We start from the raw sequence: 16,952 nt of genomic DNA on the forward strand, positions 1-16,952 counted from the left end.
GCATCCTTCCAGATCGGACGGAGGGGCTCACGCGGCCCGGTACGCCTCCGTCAGCTTCTGCACCGCCTTTCCGTACCTGCCGGTCAGCAGCAGATGGTCCGCGTCGGCGAAGGGCTTCGCGACGGCGTCCGTGATCGCCTGCCCCACCTTCTGCTGGACGAGCAGCCGCGCCTTCGCGACCAGCTCGCGTCCGGTCCGGTCGGCGCCCACCCGTTCGGCCGCCGTCGCCGCCAGGGCGAGCGCGCGCAGGGTGGTGGTGCCGCCCTGCGGGACCCGGGTGAGCGTGGTCAGGCCCCAGCCGTAGGGGAACTGCGGGTCGTACGACGTGTCGCCGACGTTGATCGGCAGTTGGGACTCGGACCTGGGCCAGGTGACCGGGAGCTGTCCGGTGAAGGGGAGCCTGCCGTAGAGGACGTCGGCGACGCCCTCGCCCTCGGTGCCGGGCAGCCAGGAGGCCACGAGCGCGTCGATCCCCGCCAGCCGGTCGCCGATCAGCTGCGGGCGCCCGGAGACGATCAGCACCGCGCACTTCATGGCCGCGCACACCTTGTCCACGGCGGCCCGGTCGGCGGCGGACAGCTGCAGGGAGTGGCCGTTGCCGACGTCGCCGACGCCCTCGGCGTACGGGGTCTCGCCGACGACGACCACGCCGGCGTCGTAGCCGTCGGTCGGTGCGGAGGCGTCCTTGGAGTAGGTGACGTTCCCGCCCGCCTCGCGCATCCCCTGGAGGACGGTCGTGCCCGGGGTGATGTTCCCGGAGGAGCCCTGCCAGGTGAGGGTCCAGCCGCCGGACTGGTTGCCGATGTCGTCGGCGTTGGACCCGGCGACGTACACCTTCTCGCTCTTCTTCAGGGGCAGCAGCCCGCCGGTGTTCTTCAGCAGCACCTGGGACTCGGCGGCGGCCCGGCGGGCCACGGCCCGGTGTTCCGGGGAGCCGATCGCGGCGGCGCCGCCGGTGTCGGCGTAGGGGTGCTCGAACAGGCCCAGCCTGAACTTCTGGGTCAGGATGCGGGAGACGGCGTCGTCGATCCGCCGCTCGCTGATCCGGCCGGCCTTCACCTCGTCGACGAGCGTGCCGGTGAAGTCCTTGTAGGTGTACGGCACCATCATCATGTCCAGGCCCGCGTCGACCGAGGTGCGGACGTGGGACGCGTAGTCGCCGGGGAGCTGGTCGATGGCGTTCCAGTCGCTGATGACGAAGCCGTCGAAGCCCATGCGGTCCTTGAGGACGCCGTTGATCATGTCGGCCCGGGCGTGCATCTTCACCGGGCCCTGCCCGTCGCCGAGCACGTCCAGGGAGGAGTAAGACGGCATGACCGTGCCGACGCCCCGGTCGACGGCGGTCTCGAACGGCGCCAGGTGGACGGCCTCCAGCTGCTGCCGGGTGACCTTGGTGACGCCCTGGTCGATCTTGTACGTCCCGGTGGTGGAGGAGCCGTACTCGGTGCCGCCGTCGCCGACGAAGTGCTTGGCGGTGGCGAGGACCTTGTCGCTGCGGCTCAGGTCCCTGCCGTTCGCGCGGCCCTGGAGGCCCTGGATGACGGTCTCCATGGACTGGACGAGCGCCGGGTCCTCACCGAAGGACTCGTAGGAGCGGCCCCAGCGTTCGTCGCGGCTCACGCACAGGCAGGGTGCGAAGTCCCAGGGGATGCCGGTGGCCCGCACCTCGGCGGCGGTCACCGCACCCGCCTGCTCGGCGAGCCGGGGGTCGCGGGTGGCGCCGATGCCGATGTTGTGCGGCATGACCGTGGCGCCGGACAGGTTGTTGTGGCCGTGGACCGCGTCGACGCCGTAGATCAGCGGGATCTGGAAGCGGGTCGCCCGGGCCCGCAGCTGGAAGGCGTCGATCATCTTCGCCCACGCCTCGGGGGTGTTGGGCGTGGGCGTCGAGCCACCGCCGGACAGGAGTGACCCGAGGGCGTACGTCGCGATGTCGCCGCCACCCCCGACGGCCCCGCGCTCGGCCTGGGTCATCTGGCCGGCCTTCTCCGCCAGGGACATGCGGGACACGAGGTCGGCGACGCGCTTCCTGACCGGCAACTTCGCGTCCAGGTACGGCAGTCCGTGGGCGTCGACGACGATCTGCGGGGTCTCGGCGGGTGCCTTGGCGCCGGTCACCGTGAGCCGGAGCGGGACGGTCTCGGCGGACTCGGCGGCCTTGTCCCTAAGGGTGGGCACCTCGATGGTCTTCGAGGTGCCGGAGACGGTGCCGGCCGGGAAGGTGAGGGTGCCGTGGACCGGGGTGTAGTCCTTGCCGGGGTCGGCGCTGCCGCCGGCGGTCTCGTAGGCGACCGTCACCGGGTCGTCGATCGGCGCGGAGCCGGTGGTGGCGACAGTGACCTTGACGGCCGCCGTACCGCCCTCCTTGACGGGGTACACGGCGGCGTCCGTGGTGACGTTCGCCCGCAGGGACTGGTCGGCCCTGCCGTACAACTCGACGTCGTCCATGGCGAACCGGCCCTTGACGCCGGCCGGGAGCGTGACGGCGTAGCCCCACATCCCGGTCAGCCCGAGGACGTGGTCGATGCCGCCGACGGGCTGGTAGTCCGTGCGGTAGACGAAGTCGGTGAAGGGGATCTCGACCTGTCTCCAGCCGGTCCAGTCGTCGGTGAAGGAGGTCGTCCACAGCTCGGAGGCCTCGCCGTTCGCGCCGCCGTCCTTGATCTCGAAGGCGATCTTCCTGCCGTTGTCCTGGCCGTCCCACCAGAAGCGGATGCCCTGGTGGGCGGACCAGTCGTGGGCGGGTTCGGTCGCGGCGAAGTCGTGGGTGAAGCCGCCGTAGCCGCTGATGTCATAGCTGCCGGTGAGGACCTTGGCGCCCTCGGGGGCGTCGGAACGGGCGGTCAGTTGCAGGGCCGGCGGGTCGTCGGTGTCACTCCCCCAGGTGAAGATGCCCTCGGCGGGCTGGGAGGCGAAGGGGACCTCGCCCTCGAAGCGGTCGACGGGGACGGGTGCGGGGTCGTCGGCCGCGTGGGACACGGCCGGCGAGAGCAGAGCTGCGAGCAACGCGGCGGACACGAGCAGGGCGGTTCTTGGCATAGACCATCCTCGACTCTCGTGGTTCACTCAGGACTTAGATCACGCCGTGAGTTAACTAACGACCCACAGACCCGTCAAGACGTCACGTCAGACATTCCGGGAAGGGCGACGCCCCATGAGGAGATCCCCCCGCGCGGTCCGGCTGCTGCTGGCCGGACTGCTCTCCACGGCCGGCCTCACCGCGGCCACCACCTCCGCGCACGCGTCCGGTGAGCAGGTCACGGCCTGGCTCACCACGACCGACGACTCCGCCGGACGGCGTGTCGTGCGCGGGCTCCAGGCGCAGACGCCGTTCGCCTTCCAGTCCGGGACCGGCGGGAGCGGTGAGAACATCACCGTGGACGAGAACACCCGCTACCAGAGCTTCACCGGCGGCGGTGCGTCCTTCACGGACACCGCGGCCTGGCTCATGAACAGCAGCGGGGCGCTGTCGCAGAGCACGCGGGACGCGACCATGCGCAAGCTGTTCTCACCGGCGGACGGGATCGGGCTGTCGTTCCTGCGCAATCCGATGGGCGCCTCGGACCTGGCGCGGTACGGCTACACGTACGACGACGTACCGGCCGGCCAGACGGACCCGTCGCTGTCGAAGTTCACGATCGCGCACGACCTCGCGGACGTCGTCCCGCTGACGAAGCAGGCGCTCCAGCTCAACCCCTCCCTGACCGTGATGGCCTCGCCGTGGACGGCGCCGGCCTGGATGAAGGACAGCGGCTCGCTCAACGGGGGCTGGCTGAAGGCGGAGGACTACGGGGCGTACGCCTCCTACTTCGTCAAGTACCTCCAGGCGTACAAGGACCAGGGCGTCGACGTCTCGTACGTCACCGCGCAGAACGAGCCGACGTGCTGTTCGGGCTACCCGTCGATGAGCTGGAACGCGAGCGGTCTCGCCTACTTCACCAAGAGCGAGCTGCTGCCGAAGCTGCAGGCGGCGGGCCTGTCGACGAAGGTGCTGGCGCACGACTGGAACTGGGACGTCTACGACTCCTACGCGGCCCAGACCGTGGACGACGCGGCGGTCCGCAACCACCCCAACTTCGGCGGGATCGCCTGGCACGGCTACGGCGGTGACATCGCCAAGCAGACCTCCGTGCACAACCAGTACCCGACGCTGGACGCCTTCGGCACCGAGCACTCCGGTGGCACCTGGATCGCCAACCAGCAGCGCGAGGACATGTCCAACATCATCGACTACACGCGCAACTGGGCGAAGTCGGTGACCAAGTGGTCGCTGGCGGTGGACCAGAACATGGGCCCGCACAACGGGGGGTGCGGCACCTGCACCGGTCTGATCACCGTGCACAACGGGGACGGGGCGAGCGGGACCGTCGACTACACGGTCGAGTACTACGACATGGGCCACCTGACGAAGTTCGTCCGCCCGGGCGCCCAGCGGATCGCGTCCACGGCGTCGACCGCGGTGCCGAACGTGGCATGGCGCAACCCGGACGGCAGCAAGGCGCTCATCGCGTACAACGACTCCTCCTCCGCCCGGACCGTGACGATCAACTGGGGCTCCCAGCACGCCACTTACTCCCTCCCCGGCAAGACCTCGGCGACCTTCACCTGGTCCGGCACCCAGTCGGGCGGCGGCAGCCGGTCGGGGGCCTTCGTGGGGCTGGCCGGCAAGTGCCTCGACGTGGCGGGCGGTTCGAGCGCGAACGGCACGGCCGTCCAGCTCTACGACTGCAACGGCAGCGGCGCCCAGCAGTGGACCGTGCAGACCGACGCTTCGGTCCGGGCGCTCGGCAAGTGCCTTGACGTGACCTCGGGTTCGACGGCGGACGGGGCCAAGGTGCAGTTGTACGACTGCAATGGAACCGGTGCCCAGCAGTGGTCGTACAACGCCTCCACCGGTGATGTGGTGAACACGGCGGCGAACAAGTGCCTGGACGTGACGGACAACTCGTCGGCGAACGGAGCGAGGGCACAGATCTGGTCGTGCACCGGGGCCGCCAACCAGAAGTGGCACTTGCAGTAGGGCGGGCCGCGTCCCGCCCTCGGAGGGGGCGGGACGTGAAACGCAGGGGAGCCGTGCTGGGCACGGCGGCCGGGTGTCTGCTGCTCGGTGGGTGCAGTCCGGCCTATCTGTCGTTGGCCGCCGTGTGGCTGGACGCCGACGGAAAGCCGATGGTGAGTGTCCGGCCGTGCGGGGACGACCGGGTGCGCAGGCTGTCGCTGAGCAGCCCGGAGGACCCCGGGACGTCGGACGACAGCTTCTGGGAAACGCGCGACGTCAGAAGCGGGGACGTCACCTTCCCGCTCTTCTCACCTCCCCGCTCCTGGAACGTGGACCGGCGGGGCCCGCAGCAGCTGGTCGCCGGCCGCACCTACTGGTTCTCGGGGTCCGTCGGCCACGGCGACAGCGTCGACTACTACATCGTGGTCACCTTCTCCCCGGCCGACCTGGCCCGGCTCAAGCCCGGTCAGGTCTGGGCCGACAACCGGGCGATGAGCCGGGAGGACTTCGACGGGTCTCTGGGGGACACGTGCTGAGGCGACGGGCGGCCGGTGTGTTCGGTGTCGTGGGCGGGATGCTTCTGCTCAGCGGGTGCACGGCGGTCGATCTGCCGCTCGCCGGGGTGCGGGTCGGGACGGACGGGGTGCCGTACGCGCTGTTCCGGCCGTGTGGCGACGACGGCTATCAGGGGCCGTACCTCGACGGGCGGGCACGGAACGGCGGTGAGGGGCCCGTCACCACCGGGTGGGACGTGCGCAAGGAGGGGCTGCACGGGGATGCCGAGTTCCCCCTGTTCGCACCGCCCGGGCGCTGGAAGGCCCGGCACCGCGGCGCACAGCGGCTCCTGCCCGGCCACCGGTACGTGCTCGGCTTCGGGCACTACGTGACCGGCGACTCGTACAACGCGATCGTGACCTTCACCGCAGAGCGGATCGAGCGGCTCGAGCCCGGGCAGGTCTGGGCCGACGGCCGGGCGATGAGCCCCGGGGCGTTCGAGAAGCTCGCCCGGGACTCGTGCTGAGGAGCGGGCGCTCAGTGGGTGGGGGACGATGAAGGGGTCCGAGGAGACGCACCCGAACGACCCCGGGCCACGCCTGACGTATCCGACCTGGAGGACGGCATGAGCACAGCGCGGGACCTGTTGATCGTCGCTCTGGACGTCCCGTCCGGCCGGCCCGTCGAACAGGGGGACCTCTCGCTCGCCCTGGCCGGGGCCGAACTGGTCGACCTGATCGACGCCGAGGCCGTCACCCTGGACGACGTGCGCATCGTGCCCGGCCTGCAGCCGGCCACCGGTGACCGGCTGCTGGACGCGGCGGAGGCGGCGCTCACCCGGACGACGCCGTACGAGTCCGTCGAGGACTGGCTGTGGCGCCGCGGGCGCGGTCTGGCCGCCGCCTACGCCGACGATCTGCAGGAGCGGGGGCGGCCGGCCACCGGAGCCCGGCACCACTGGCTGCCCTGGCGGAGCGGGGACGACACCTCGGCCGACACCCCGGAGCGACGGCACGCCACCGACCGCTGGGCCTCCCACGAGCCCGTCCTCATCGGTCTCGCGGCCGCCCTGGGGATCCCCGAGGGCGCGCCGGAACAGGCCCCGGAGGACCTTCCCGGCGACGCGGTGGTGACCGTCCTGGCGGCCGTCAACGACGCGCTGACGGAGCTGGAGGCCGTGCGGCAGCGGCGGCGCATCGAGAAGGACGCCTACGACAACGTCTGGCGTGCCCCCTGAGGCGGACTACTCGGCCGGCTCGACCCCGGCGCGCAGCAGGCCGTAGGCGTAGGCGTCCTCCAGGGCCTGCCAGGAGGCGGCGATGACGTTGTCCGCCACACCCACCGTGGACCACTCGCCCGTGCCGTCGGAGGTGGAGATCAGGACGCGGGTGGTGGAGGACGTGCCGTGCTTGCCCTCCAGGATGCGGACCTTGTAGTCCACCAGGTCCAGCTTGGCGAGCTGCGGGTAGATCTTCTCCAGGGCGACGCGCAGCGCCCGGTCCAGGGCGTGGACCGGGCCGTTGCCCTCCGCGGTGGCGACGATCCGCTCGCTCTTGGCCCACAGCTTCACCGTGGCCTCGTTGGCGTGGGTGCCGTCGGGGCGGTCCTCGACGATGGCCCGCCAGGACTCGACGTCGAAGTACTTCAGGGGCCTGCCCTCGACCTCGGCGCGCAGCAGCAGCTCGAAGGAGGCGTCCGCGGCCTCGTACGTGTAGCCCTTGAGCTCGCGCTCCTTCACCCGCTCGACCACCCGGCCGACCAGTTCGCGGTCGCCGCCCAGGTCGATGCCGAGTTCCTTGCCCTTCAGCTCGATGGAGGCGCGGCCCGCCATGTCGGAGACCAGCATGCGCATCGTGTTGCCGACCTGCTCGGGGTCGATGTGCTGGTACAGGTCCGGGTCGACCTTGATCGCGGAGGCGTGCAGGCCGGCCTTGTGCGCGAAGGCGGAGACGCCGACGTAGGGCTGGTGGGTCGACGGGGTGAGGTTCACGACCTCGGCGATGGCGTGCGAGATGCGGGTCATCTCGCGCAGGTGGCCGTCGGGCAGCACCTTCTTGCCGTACTTCAGCTCCAGGGCCGCGACCACCGGGAAGAGGTTGGCGTTGCCGACGCGCTCGCCGTAGCCGTTGGCCGTGCACTGGACGTGGGTCGCGCCGGCGTCCACCGCGGCCAGGGTGTTGGCGACGGCGCAGCCGGTGTCGTCCTGGGCGTGGATGCCGAGCCGGGCGCCGGTGTCGGCGAGGACCGTGGAGACGACCGCCTGGACCTGGGCGGGGAGCATGCCGCCGTTGGTGTCGCAGAGGATGACGACGTCGGCGCCGGCCTGCGAGGCGGTGCGTACGACCGCCTTGGCGTACTCCGGGTTCGCGCGGTAGCCGTCGAAGAAGTGCTCGCAGTCGACGAACACCCGGCGGCCCTGCTCGCGCAGGTAGGACACGGTGTCCCGGACCATCTCCAGGTTCTCGTCCAGAGTGGTGCGCAGCGCCAGCTCCACATGCCGGTCGTGCGACTTGGCGACCAGCGTGATCACCGGGGCACCCGAGTCGAGGAGCGCGTTGACCTGCGGGTCGTCGGCGGCCTTGGCGCCGGCGCGGCGGGTGGCGCCGAAGGCGACCAGCTGGGCGTGCCGGAAGTCGATCTCCTGCCGGGCGCGGGCGAAGAACTCGGTGTCCCGCGGGTTCGCGCCGGGCCAGCCGCCCTCGATGAAGCCCACGCCGAAGTCGTCCAGGTGCCGTGCGATGGCGAGCTTGTCCGCGACGGTGAGGTTGATCCCCTCGCGCTGCGCGCCGTCGCGCAGCGTGGTGTCGAAGACGTGGAACGAGTCGTCGAGCTCGCTGGTTGCCGTCTCGGTCATGGTCTCAAGGCTCCTGATTGTGGATCTTCGGTCTTACCGGAATGACCGGCTCCACCGTCCCCCCAATAGTCCCTCGCGCTCCGTTCCCGGCTGAAGGTGGGCCGGAAAACCAAAAAACCCCTCGCGGGTGCGAGAGGTCTGCGCGCGGGTCGAGGACGACGGTGGCCACCCGTACCTGGTCGTACGTGGTGGTCACAGCGGACCGGCGCGCCTGCTGCCAATAATCATGGCGAACGAGAGCACGGAGGCAGTCTGGCACAGCGCTGCCCCTGGCTCACCGACTGTCTCAGGATGCGGTCGTCAGGTGTCCGGCGTGAGGAGGGTCTCCGCGAGGAACTCCCGCACGTGGGCGATCACTTGTTCCCGTCCGGTGCCGCGCAACCCGATGGCAACGTGGATGGAGAAGCCGTCAAGCAGCGCACGCAGCCTCGCGGCGAAGCGGTCGGCGTCGACCGGGCGGAACTCGCCGCGCGAGACGCCCTCGGCGAGCAGCGCGACCAGGTCGCGGTGCCAGGCGCCCTCGATGGCGGCCTGCCGCTCGCGGGCGTCGTCGTCGGCGTTCTGCGAGCGGTTCCAGACCTCCAGCCAGAGCGTCCAGTGCGGGTCGCGGTGGCCGTCGGGGACGTACAGCTCGACGTACGCCTCCAGGCGCTCCCGGGCGGTGCCGGGGCGGGTGAGCAGGCGGCTGCGCTCGGCGCCGAGCCTGCCCTCGCTCCACTCCAGGGTCTGCAGCAGCAGCTCGTCCTTGGAGCGGAAGTAGTACAGCAGATGGCCGCTGCTCATCCCGACCTCACGGCCGAGCCCCGCCATGGTGAGCTTCTCCAGACCGCGCTCGGCGATCATGTCCATGGCGGCGACGAGAACCTCCTCGCGCGGCGGCGCGTTCCTGCGCGCACGGGCCGCACCGGCCATCTGCTGCTCCTGTGTGTGTCAGACCTTCGTGTGTCAGGCCCTCGTGTGTCAGACCTTCGGCTGCTGCTGGGTGATGCAGTGGATGCCACCACCACCGGAGAAGATCGTACGGGCGTCCACCAGGGTGACCGTCCGCCCGGGGAAGAGACGGCGGAAGATCCCGGCGGCGATCTCGTCGCGCGGGTCGTCGAAGCCGCACAGCACGACCCCGCCGTTGCAGAGGTAGTGGTTGATGTAGGAATAGTCGGCCCAGTGGCCGTCGGCCTCCAGGACGGTCGGGGCGGGCACCTCGACCACCTCCAGCGTGCGGCCGCGCGCGTCGGTCGCCGACTTCAGGATGCCGATGACCTCCTTGGTGACCTCGTGGTCGGGGTGGGCCGGGTCCGGCTGGTGGTGGGCGACGACCACACCGGGGCGGGCGAAGGCCGCGACGATGTCGACGTGGCCGAGGGTGCCGAAGCCGTGGGGAGGGTAGTCGCCGGTCAGGCCGCGCGGCAGCCAGATCGCCTTGCTGGTGCCGAGGTGGGCGTGGATCTCCGCCTCGACCTGCGCCTTCGTCCAGCCCGGGTTGCGCTCGGGGCCGAGCTGCACGGTCTCGGTGAGCAGCACCGTGCCCTCGCCGTCGACGTGGATCGCGCCGCCCTCGTTGACCAGCTTCGAGGCGTACGTCTTCGCGCCCGCGAGGTCCGAGACATACGCGGCGATCTTCGAGTCGTGCTCCCAGCGGGCCCAGTCCTGGGCGCCCCAGCCGTTGAACGTCCAGTCCACGGCGGCCAGTTCGCCCCGGCCGCCGGTGAGGAAGGTGGGGCCGATGTCCCGCATCCAGGCGTCGTCCAGATCGCGCTCGACCGTGTCGACGCCGGGGCCGAGCAGCACCTGCGCGTCCGTCGACTGACCGGGGCCGCACACGACCGTCACCGGCTCGAAGCGGAGGATCGCGCGGGCCACCGAGGCCCAGGCCATGCGGGACAGACGGAGGTCGTCCGGGTCGTCGAAGGTGGGGTTGGGGCCCGGCCACGCCATCCAGGTGCGCTCGTGCGGGGCCCACTCGGCGGGCATGCGGAAGCCGTCGGCAGCGGGGGTGGTCATGTCGCGGGTCCTTACAGGAAGTAGAGGCGGTTGAGCGAGACGGAGTCGGCGGGCTCGGAGCGCAGCGGGTCGCCGTCGAGGGTGACCAGGCCGGTGCGCCGGTCGACGTCGACCGCCCCGATGCGGGCGTTCAGCCGCAGATCGGCGGGGCCGATGCCCCGGGTGCCGCGTACGGCGACCCGGCGGCGCCGGGTGGGCATCCGGTCGTTGCCCTGGTCGAGGGCGGCCTGTGCGACGAACGCGACCGAGATGTCCGCGGGCGTGGCGCCGTGCGCACCGAACTGCGGGCCCAGGACGAGGGGTTCGCAGGTGTCGGTGGCCGCGTTCGGGTCGCCGACCACGCCGTACGCCGGGAAACCGGACTTGAGGACCAGCTGCGGCTTTGCGCCGAAGTACTCCGGGCGCCACAGCACGATGTCGGCGAGCTTGCCGACCTCGATCGAGCCGACCTCGTGCGCGAGGCCGTGCGCGATGGCGGGGTTGACGGTCAGCTTGGCCATGTAGCGCAGGACGCGGGCGTTGTCGTCGCCCTCGCCGTCGCCGGCCTCCCCGTCATGGGGAAGCAGGGGCCCCAGCTCGGCCTTCATCTTCCCGGCCATGGCGAAGGTACGGCGGACCGTCTCGCCCGCGCGGCCCATGCCCTGCGCGTCGGACGAGGTGATGCCGATCGCGCCCAGGTCGTGCAGCACGTCCTCGGCGCCCATCGTGCCGGCCCGGATGCGGTCGCGGGCCATGGCGGCGTCGCCGGGCAGGTCGGTCTTCAGGTCGTGGACGGAGACGATCATGCCGTAGTGCTCGGCGACCGCGTCCCGGCCGAAGGGCAGGGTGGGGTTGGTGGAGGAGCCGATGACGTTCGGGACGCCGGCCATCTTGAGCACGTTGGGCACGTGTCCGCCGCCGCAGCCCTCGATGTGGAAGGCGTGGATGGTCCGGCCCTCCAGCACCTTCAGGGTGTCCTCCACCGACAGGCACTCGTTCAGGCCGTCGCTGTGCAGGGCGACCTGGACGTCGTGCTCCTCGGCGACCCGCAGGGCCGTGTCGAGCGCGCGGGTGTGGGCGCCCATGTCCTCGTGCACCTTGAAACCTGAGGCACCGCCCTCGGCGAGGGCCTCGACCAGCGGGGCGCTGTGCGAGGACGAACCCCGGCCCAGGAAGCCGATGTTGACCGGCCAGGCGTCGAAGGCGTTGAAGGCGTGCTTGAGGGCCCAGGGCGAGTTGACGCCGACGCCCCACACCGGGCCGAACTCCTGGCCGATGATCGTGGTCACGCCGGAGGCGAGGGAGGCCTCCATGATCCGCGGCGACAGCAGGTGGACGTGGGTGTCGACGGCGCCGGCGGTGGCGATGAGCCCCTCGCCGGACACGATCGACGTACCCGTGCCGACGACGACGTCGACCCCGTCGAGGGTGTCCGGGTTGCCGGCCCGCCCGATCGCGCAGATCCGGCCCTCGCGGATGCCGATGGACACCTTGCGGATGCCCTGGGCCGCGTCGATCACGACGACGTTGCTGATCACGACGTCGCAGGTCTCGCGGACGGCGGCGGCCTTCAGATGCAGCCCGTCGCGGGCGGTCTTGCCGAACCCGGCGAGGAACTCGTCGCCGTACTTCTGCGAGTCGGACTCGACCCGGATCACCAGGCCCGAGTCGCCGAGCCGGACCCGGTCACCGGCGCGGGGGCCGTGGGTGGCCGCGTAGGCGTGCGGGTCGATGTGGACCGACTCGTCGATCTCGCGCCCCTTCGAGCGGCTCATCGCTCGCCTCCTTCCGCCGTGACTCCCAGATAACCGCAGGCAGCGGCCCTGCGCAGGGCTTCTTCCCGGGCTCCGGGCGCGTCCAGCGGCCCGTCGACCAGACCGGCGAAGCCGATAGCGATCCGCTCGCCGCCGATCGGGACCAGCCCGACCTCGGCGCTCTCCCCCGGCCCGAACCGCACGGAGGACCCGGCGGGTACGGCGAGCCGCATGCCGTAGGCCCGCTCGCGTACGAAGTCCAGCCGCGGGTTGGCCTCGAAGAAGTGGAAGTGGGAGGTGACGGAGACCGGCACGGTCGCGGTGTTGGTGACCGTGAGCCGGACGGCGGGCTCGGGCTCCGCGTGCTGGGGGCCCGGCAGCAGTGCGCCCGGGCCCTCGACGCCGGCACCGTTGCCGATCGGGTCGGAGACCACGGCGAGCCGGGAGCCGTCGTCGAAGACGGCCTCGACCATCACCTCGGTGACGACGTCGGCGACGCCCGGCAGCACATCCTCGGGGCCGAGGATCGACCGGGCGGCCTCGATGGCCTCCACGAGCCGTCGGCCGTCCCGCGCGGCCTCGCAGACGGTGTCCGCGATCAGCGCGGTGGCCTCCGGCACATTGAGCCTGAGACCGCGTGCCCGGCGGGCCCGGGCCAGCTCCGCGGCTCCGAAGAGCAGCAGCCGGTCACGTTCCGTGGGGGTCAGTCTCACGACGCGGCACCTCCTTACCTTCCACACATTTGAGCATCACTCTAAACGCACTCTTCAGGAAACTGAAGCATTGACTGACGGCCTCAGCACACGTCACATTGAGCGTCGCTCAAACTAACCGAGGCGGCCGTCGAAGGAGACCCAGCCATGCCGATCGAACAGCGCGGTGTCGACACCATCCCGGACGAGGAACGGACCAGCGGTCCACGGGACCTGGTCTCGATCCTGCTCGGGTCCAACCTCTGCCTCGGAGTGATCATCTTCGGCTGGCTGCCGCCCTCCTTCGGGCTCGGTTGGTGGGCGTCGGTCAGCTCGGTCGTGGCGGGCACGGTGATCGGCACGCTGTTCACGGCCCCGCTGGCGCTGGTCTCCCTGCGCACCGCGACCAACCTCTCCACCTCCTCCGGCGCCCAGTTCGGCGTGCGGGGCCGGCTGGTCGGCTCGGTCGTCGGTCTGCTGCTGGCCCTCGGCTACACCGCCCTGACCGTGTGGATCGGCGGCGACGTGATGCTGAGCGTGCTCGGCCGGCTGTTCGGGCTGCCCGCGGACGGGGTGTCGTACGCCGTCGTCTACGCGGTGCTCGCCGCGGCCACGGTCGCGGGCGCGGTCTACGGCTACCGGGTGCTGCTCGCCATGTCCCGGGTCCTGGCCATCGGCATGACCGCCCTGCTGGCCCTCGGGATCTTCGCCTACGCCCCGCACTTCACGACCTCGGCCCTGCCCGGGGCGGGCGGCTATCTGCTGGGCTCCTTCTGGCCGACCTGGCTCCTGGCGGCCGTGGCGGCGGGCCTGTCCGGACCGATCGCCTTCATCACCCTGCTCGGCGACTACACCCGCTACATCTCCCCCGCCCGCCACGCCGGCCGTCGCGTCCTGCACGCCACCTGGCTCGGCCTGATCCTGGGTCTGCTGGTGCCCCAGCTGTTCGGCACCTTCACGGCGTACGCGGCCCGCGCGGCCACCGACTACGCCGGGCCCCTGGTGTCCGCCTCCCCCACCTGGTACCTGGTCCCGCTGCTGCTGTCCGCCTCCGCGGGCTCGGTCGGCAACGCGGGCCTGATGCTCTACTCGATGGGCCTCGACCTGGACGCGATCCTGCCCCGCGCCTCCCGCGCCCGCGCCACCTACACGGTCGCCGTCGTGGCCACGGCCTGCGTCTTCGTCGGCCACTACGCCTGGAACGCGCAGTCGGCGATGACGTCCTTCGTCCTGCTGCTCACCGCCATCGGCACGCCGTGGGCGGTCATCACCCTGATCGGCTTCGCCCGGTGCCGCGGTGTGTACGACGCCGACGCCCTGCAGGTCTTCAACCGCCGCTCCCGGGGCGGGATCTACTGGTACCGGGCCGGCTGGAACATCCCGGCCGTCGTGTCCTGGGCCGCCGGCGCGACGGTCGGCCTGTTCGCGGTGTCCCTGCCGTCGTACGAGGGCCCGCTGCTGCGCCTCACCGGCGGGGTGGACTGCAGCTTCCTGCTGTCGGGGCTCGTGGGTGGACTGGTGTACCTGTTGCTGACGCAGTCAGCAACAGGCAGGGCGCGCCCCGAAGGGGCGCGGGGCGGTATCCAACATGCGGCTACCGCCGCGTGCGCGCGACCAGCCACAACGGACCCGCAGACGCCCGACGCCCCAACGCGGCACTTCGAACCGCGACCTTAACCGATCTTGTGCATCCAGCCGTGCTTGTCCTCGGACTTGCCGCGCTGGATGTCGAGGAGGGCCTGGCGCAGGCGGAGAGTCACCTCACCCGGCTCTCCGCCACCCTGCTTCCACTCGGCAGAGGCACGCTTCACCGTGCCGACCGGCGTGATGACGGCCGCGGTGCCGCAGGCGAAGACCTCGGTGAGGGTGCCGTTCTCGGAGTCGGCCTGCCACTGCTCGATGGAGATGCGGCCCTCCTCGGACGCGTAGCCGAGGTCGCGGGCGACGGCCAGCAGGGAGTCACGGGTGACGCCCTCCAGGATGGAGCCGGTCAGGGCGGGCGTGATGATCTTGTCGCCGTACACGAAGTACAGGTTCATGCCGCCCAGCTCCTCGACCCACTTGTGCTCGACCGCGTCGAGGTAGCAGACCTGGTCGCAGCCCTGGGCGGCGGCCTCGGCCTGGGCGAGCAGGGAGGCCGCGTAGTTGCCGCCGGTCTTCGCGTCGCCCATGCCGCCGGGGACGGCGCGGACGCGGTCCTCGGACGCCCAGATGGAGACCGGCTTCACGCCGCCCGGGAAGTACGCGCCGGCCGGGGAGGCGATGACGATGAACAGGTACTCGTTGGCGGGCTTGACGCCGAGACCGACCTCGGTGGCGATCATGAACGGGCGCAGGTAGAGGGACTCCTCGCCGCCGTGCGCGGGCACCCAGTCCCTGTCCTGCTGGACCAGGGCGTCACAGGCCTCGACGAACGTCTCGACCGGCAGCTCGGGCATGGCCAGGCGCTTGGCGGAGCGCTGGAAGCGCTTGGCGTTCTGGTCGGGGCGGAAGGTGGCGACCGAGCCGTCGGGCTGGCGGTAGGCCTTCAGGCCCTCGAAGATCTCCTGGGCGTAGTGCAGGACGTTGGTGGCCGGGTCGAGGGGGATCGGCGCGTACGGAACGAGCTGGCCGTCGTGCCAGCCGCGGCCCTCGGTCCACTTGATCGTCACCATGTGGTCGGTGAAGTGGCGGCCGAATCCGGGGCTGGCCAGGATCGCCTCGCGCTCCGCGGCGGCGAGCGGATGGGCGGAGGGCTTGAGCTCGATCGTGGGCGTCGTCATGAGTAGGCGTCCTTCGCTTCCTGATATGGGGCGGCGCAGCTCCGGTCTTTCGGCCGGGGGTCCGGGGGTTGTCCCCCGGGAAATGCAGTACCGGTTGTGGTGAACGGGCCGCGCTCACTCCCGTCACCGGCTTGCGCCGGTGTTAGGACGTCCGAGCTTTCCCTCATACCGCGGCTCCGCGTTCGATTATCGCGCGGGGCTCTGGTCGGAAGGAATCAGGGTGAATGCGACCCAGGGTTGATGGTGGCACCCGGCGACCGCATAGGAAAAGCCGCCGGGTGCGGATGCGACCCGACGGCTTGGTGTGTAGCGGTGGGGGTGCCCCCACGCCCTTCAGGCAGTGGGGGAGGGTCAGCCGGCTACTCGTACGGCGAGCGCATCGCCGATCTCCGACGTACTGCGGGCGGGCTTGCCGACGCGTTCGGTGAGGTCGGCGGCGACCGCGGTGTCGATGCGGTCGGCTTCGGCGTCGTAGCCGAGGTGGCGCAGCAGCAGGGCGACGGACAGGACCGTGGCGGTGGGGTCGGCCTTGCCCTGGCCGGCGATGTCCGGGGCCGAGCCGTGGACCGGCTCGAACATGGACGGGAACTCGCGGCTCGGATTGATGTTGCCGGAGGCCGCCACACCGATGCCGCCGGAGACGGCCGCGGCGAGGTCGGTGATGATGTCGCCGAACAGGTTGTCGGTGACGATCACATCGAACCGCTCGGGCTGGGTGACCAGGTAGATGGTCGCCGCGTCGACGTGGATGTAGTCGGTCTCGACCTCGGGGAACTCCGCGGCGACCTTGTTGAAGATGTTCGTCCACAGGTGCCCGGCGAAGGTCAGCACGTTGTTCTTGTGGACCAGCGTGAGCTTCTTGCGCGGGCGGGCCTGGGCGCGGGCGAAGGCGTCGCGGACCACACGCTCGACACCGAAGGCCGTGTTGACGGAGACCTCGGTGGCCACCTCGTGCTCGGTGCCCTTGCGGATGGTGCCGCCGTTGCCCGTGTAGGGGCCCTCGGTGCCCTCGCGGACGACGACGAAGTCGATCTCCGGCTGGCCGGCCAGCGGGGTCGCGACACCGGGGAGCAGCTTCGACGGGCGCAGGTTGACGTGGTGGTCGAAGGCGAAGCGGAGCTTGAGCAGGAAGCCGCGCTCCAGGACGCCGGACGGGACGCTCGGGTCGCCGATCGCGCCGAGCAGGATGGCGTCGTGCTGCTTGAGGGCGGCGAGGTCGGCGTCGGTGAGGGTCTCACCGGTGGCGTGGTAGCGCTTGGCGCCGAAGTCGTACTCCTTGGTCTCCAGCTTCACATCCTGCGGCAGGACGGCGGAGAGGACCTTGAGACCCTCGGCCACGACTTCCTGGCCGATGCCGTCACCGGGGATCACTGCGAGATTGATGCTGCGAGACATGTCGGCACCCTACTCCTCGTC

Annotated in this window: 13 protein-coding genes; 5 read left to right on the forward strand and 8 right to left on the reverse strand. The window is 71.0% G+C overall.

Translation table 11 applies throughout. The features are described from left to right. Positions 1-27: 27 nt before the first annotated feature. The gene (locus ACFY3C_RS23720) at positions 28-3,039 is read right to left on the reverse strand and encodes a glycoside hydrolase family 3 N-terminal domain-containing protein (RefSeq protein WP_390772128.1); all 3,012 of its coding nucleotides are present in this window, start codon (positions 3,037-3,039) and stop codon (positions 28-30) included. 115 nt (positions 3,040-3,154) lie between these two features. Between ACFY3C_RS23720 and ACFY3C_RS23725 the strand changes: the two genes are divergently transcribed. The 4 genes from ACFY3C_RS23725 (at position 3,155) to ACFY3C_RS23740 (ending at position 6,731) form a co-directional block, all read left to right on the forward strand. Continuing rightward, positions 3,155-5,020, forward strand: coding sequence for a ricin-type beta-trefoil lectin domain protein (locus ACFY3C_RS23725; RefSeq protein ID WP_390772129.1), 1,866 nt, complete (start codon positions 3,155-3,157; stop codon positions 5,018-5,020). A 35-nt stretch (positions 5,021-5,055) separates the two neighbouring features. Continuing rightward, a complete protein-coding gene (locus tag ACFY3C_RS23730) occupies positions 5,056-5,535 on the forward strand; it encodes a hypothetical protein (protein ID WP_390772130.1) in 480 nt (159 codons plus the stop codon). Beyond that, positions 5,529-6,020 carry a hypothetical protein gene (locus ACFY3C_RS23735; RefSeq protein ID WP_390772131.1) on the forward strand — a complete coding sequence of 164 codons (492 nt, stop codon included), beginning with the start codon at positions 5,529-5,531 and terminating at the stop codon, positions 6,018-6,020. Before ACFY3C_RS23730 ends, ACFY3C_RS23735 begins: the two co-directional genes overlap by 7 nt. Before the next feature lie 99 nt (positions 6,021-6,119). Beyond that, on the forward strand, positions 6,120-6,731 hold the full coding sequence (locus ACFY3C_RS23740) for a GPP34 family phosphoprotein (protein WP_390772132.1): 612 nt from the start codon (positions 6,120-6,122) through the stop codon (positions 6,729-6,731). A gap of 6 nt (positions 6,732-6,737) precedes the next feature. On the opposite strand, the gene cimA is transcribed toward ACFY3C_RS23740, so the two are convergent. The 5 genes from cimA to ureA form a co-directional block, all read right to left on the reverse strand. Beyond that, complete coding sequence (cimA, locus tag ACFY3C_RS23745; RefSeq protein WP_386576554.1) at positions 6,738-8,348, reverse strand: citramalate synthase; 1,611 nt, start codon at positions 8,346-8,348, stop codon at positions 6,738-6,740. A gap of 300 nt (positions 8,349-8,648) precedes the next feature. Continuing rightward, positions 8,649-9,260, reverse strand: a complete 612-nt coding sequence (locus ACFY3C_RS23750; RefSeq protein ID WP_386576555.1) for a TetR/AcrR family transcriptional regulator — start codon at positions 9,258-9,260, stop codon at positions 8,649-8,651. Positions 9,261-9,308: 48 nt separating this feature from the next. After that, positions 9,309-10,349 (reverse strand): agmatine/peptidylarginine deiminase, encoded by a 1,041-nt coding sequence (locus ACFY3C_RS23755; protein WP_390772133.1) that lies wholly within the window; start codon positions 10,347-10,349, stop codon positions 9,309-9,311. A gap of 11 nt (positions 10,350-10,360) precedes the next feature. Continuing rightward, the gene (locus ACFY3C_RS23760; RefSeq protein WP_390772134.1) at positions 10,361-12,103 is read right to left on the reverse strand and encodes an urease subunit alpha; all 1,743 of its coding nucleotides are present in this window, start codon (positions 12,101-12,103) and stop codon (positions 10,361-10,363) included. Next, the gene (gene ureA / locus ACFY3C_RS23765; RefSeq protein WP_390772135.1) at positions 12,100-12,795 is read right to left on the reverse strand and encodes an urease subunit gamma; all 696 of its coding nucleotides are present in this window, start codon (positions 12,793-12,795) and stop codon (positions 12,100-12,102) included. Before ureA ends, ACFY3C_RS23760 begins: the two co-directional genes overlap by 4 nt. A 147-nt stretch (positions 12,796-12,942) precedes the next feature. On the opposite strand from ureA, the gene ACFY3C_RS23770 reads away from it, so the two are divergent. Next, positions 12,943-14,451, forward strand: coding sequence for a cytosine permease (locus tag ACFY3C_RS23770; RefSeq protein ID WP_390772136.1), 1,509 nt, complete (start codon positions 12,943-12,945; stop codon positions 14,449-14,451). Here ACFY3C_RS23770 and ACFY3C_RS23775 read toward each other — a convergent pair. After that, entirely contained in the window at positions 14,448-15,536 is a 1,089-nt protein-coding gene (locus tag ACFY3C_RS23775; protein WP_390772137.1) for a branched-chain amino acid aminotransferase, read from the reverse strand. The two genes, ACFY3C_RS23770 and ACFY3C_RS23775, sit on opposite strands and share 4 nt — an antisense overlap. Before the next feature lie 351 nt (positions 15,537-15,887). After that, a complete protein-coding gene (locus tag ACFY3C_RS23780) occupies positions 15,888-16,931 on the reverse strand; it encodes a 3-isopropylmalate dehydrogenase (RefSeq protein ID WP_386576562.1) in 1,044 nt (347 codons plus the stop codon). Between the last annotated feature and the right edge of the window lie 21 nt (positions 16,932-16,952).

Source organism: Streptomyces sp. NPDC001410 (assembly GCF_042895235.1).
In the GTDB taxonomy this organism is placed as follows: domain Bacteria; phylum Actinomycetota; class Actinomycetes; order Streptomycetales; family Streptomycetaceae; genus Streptomyces.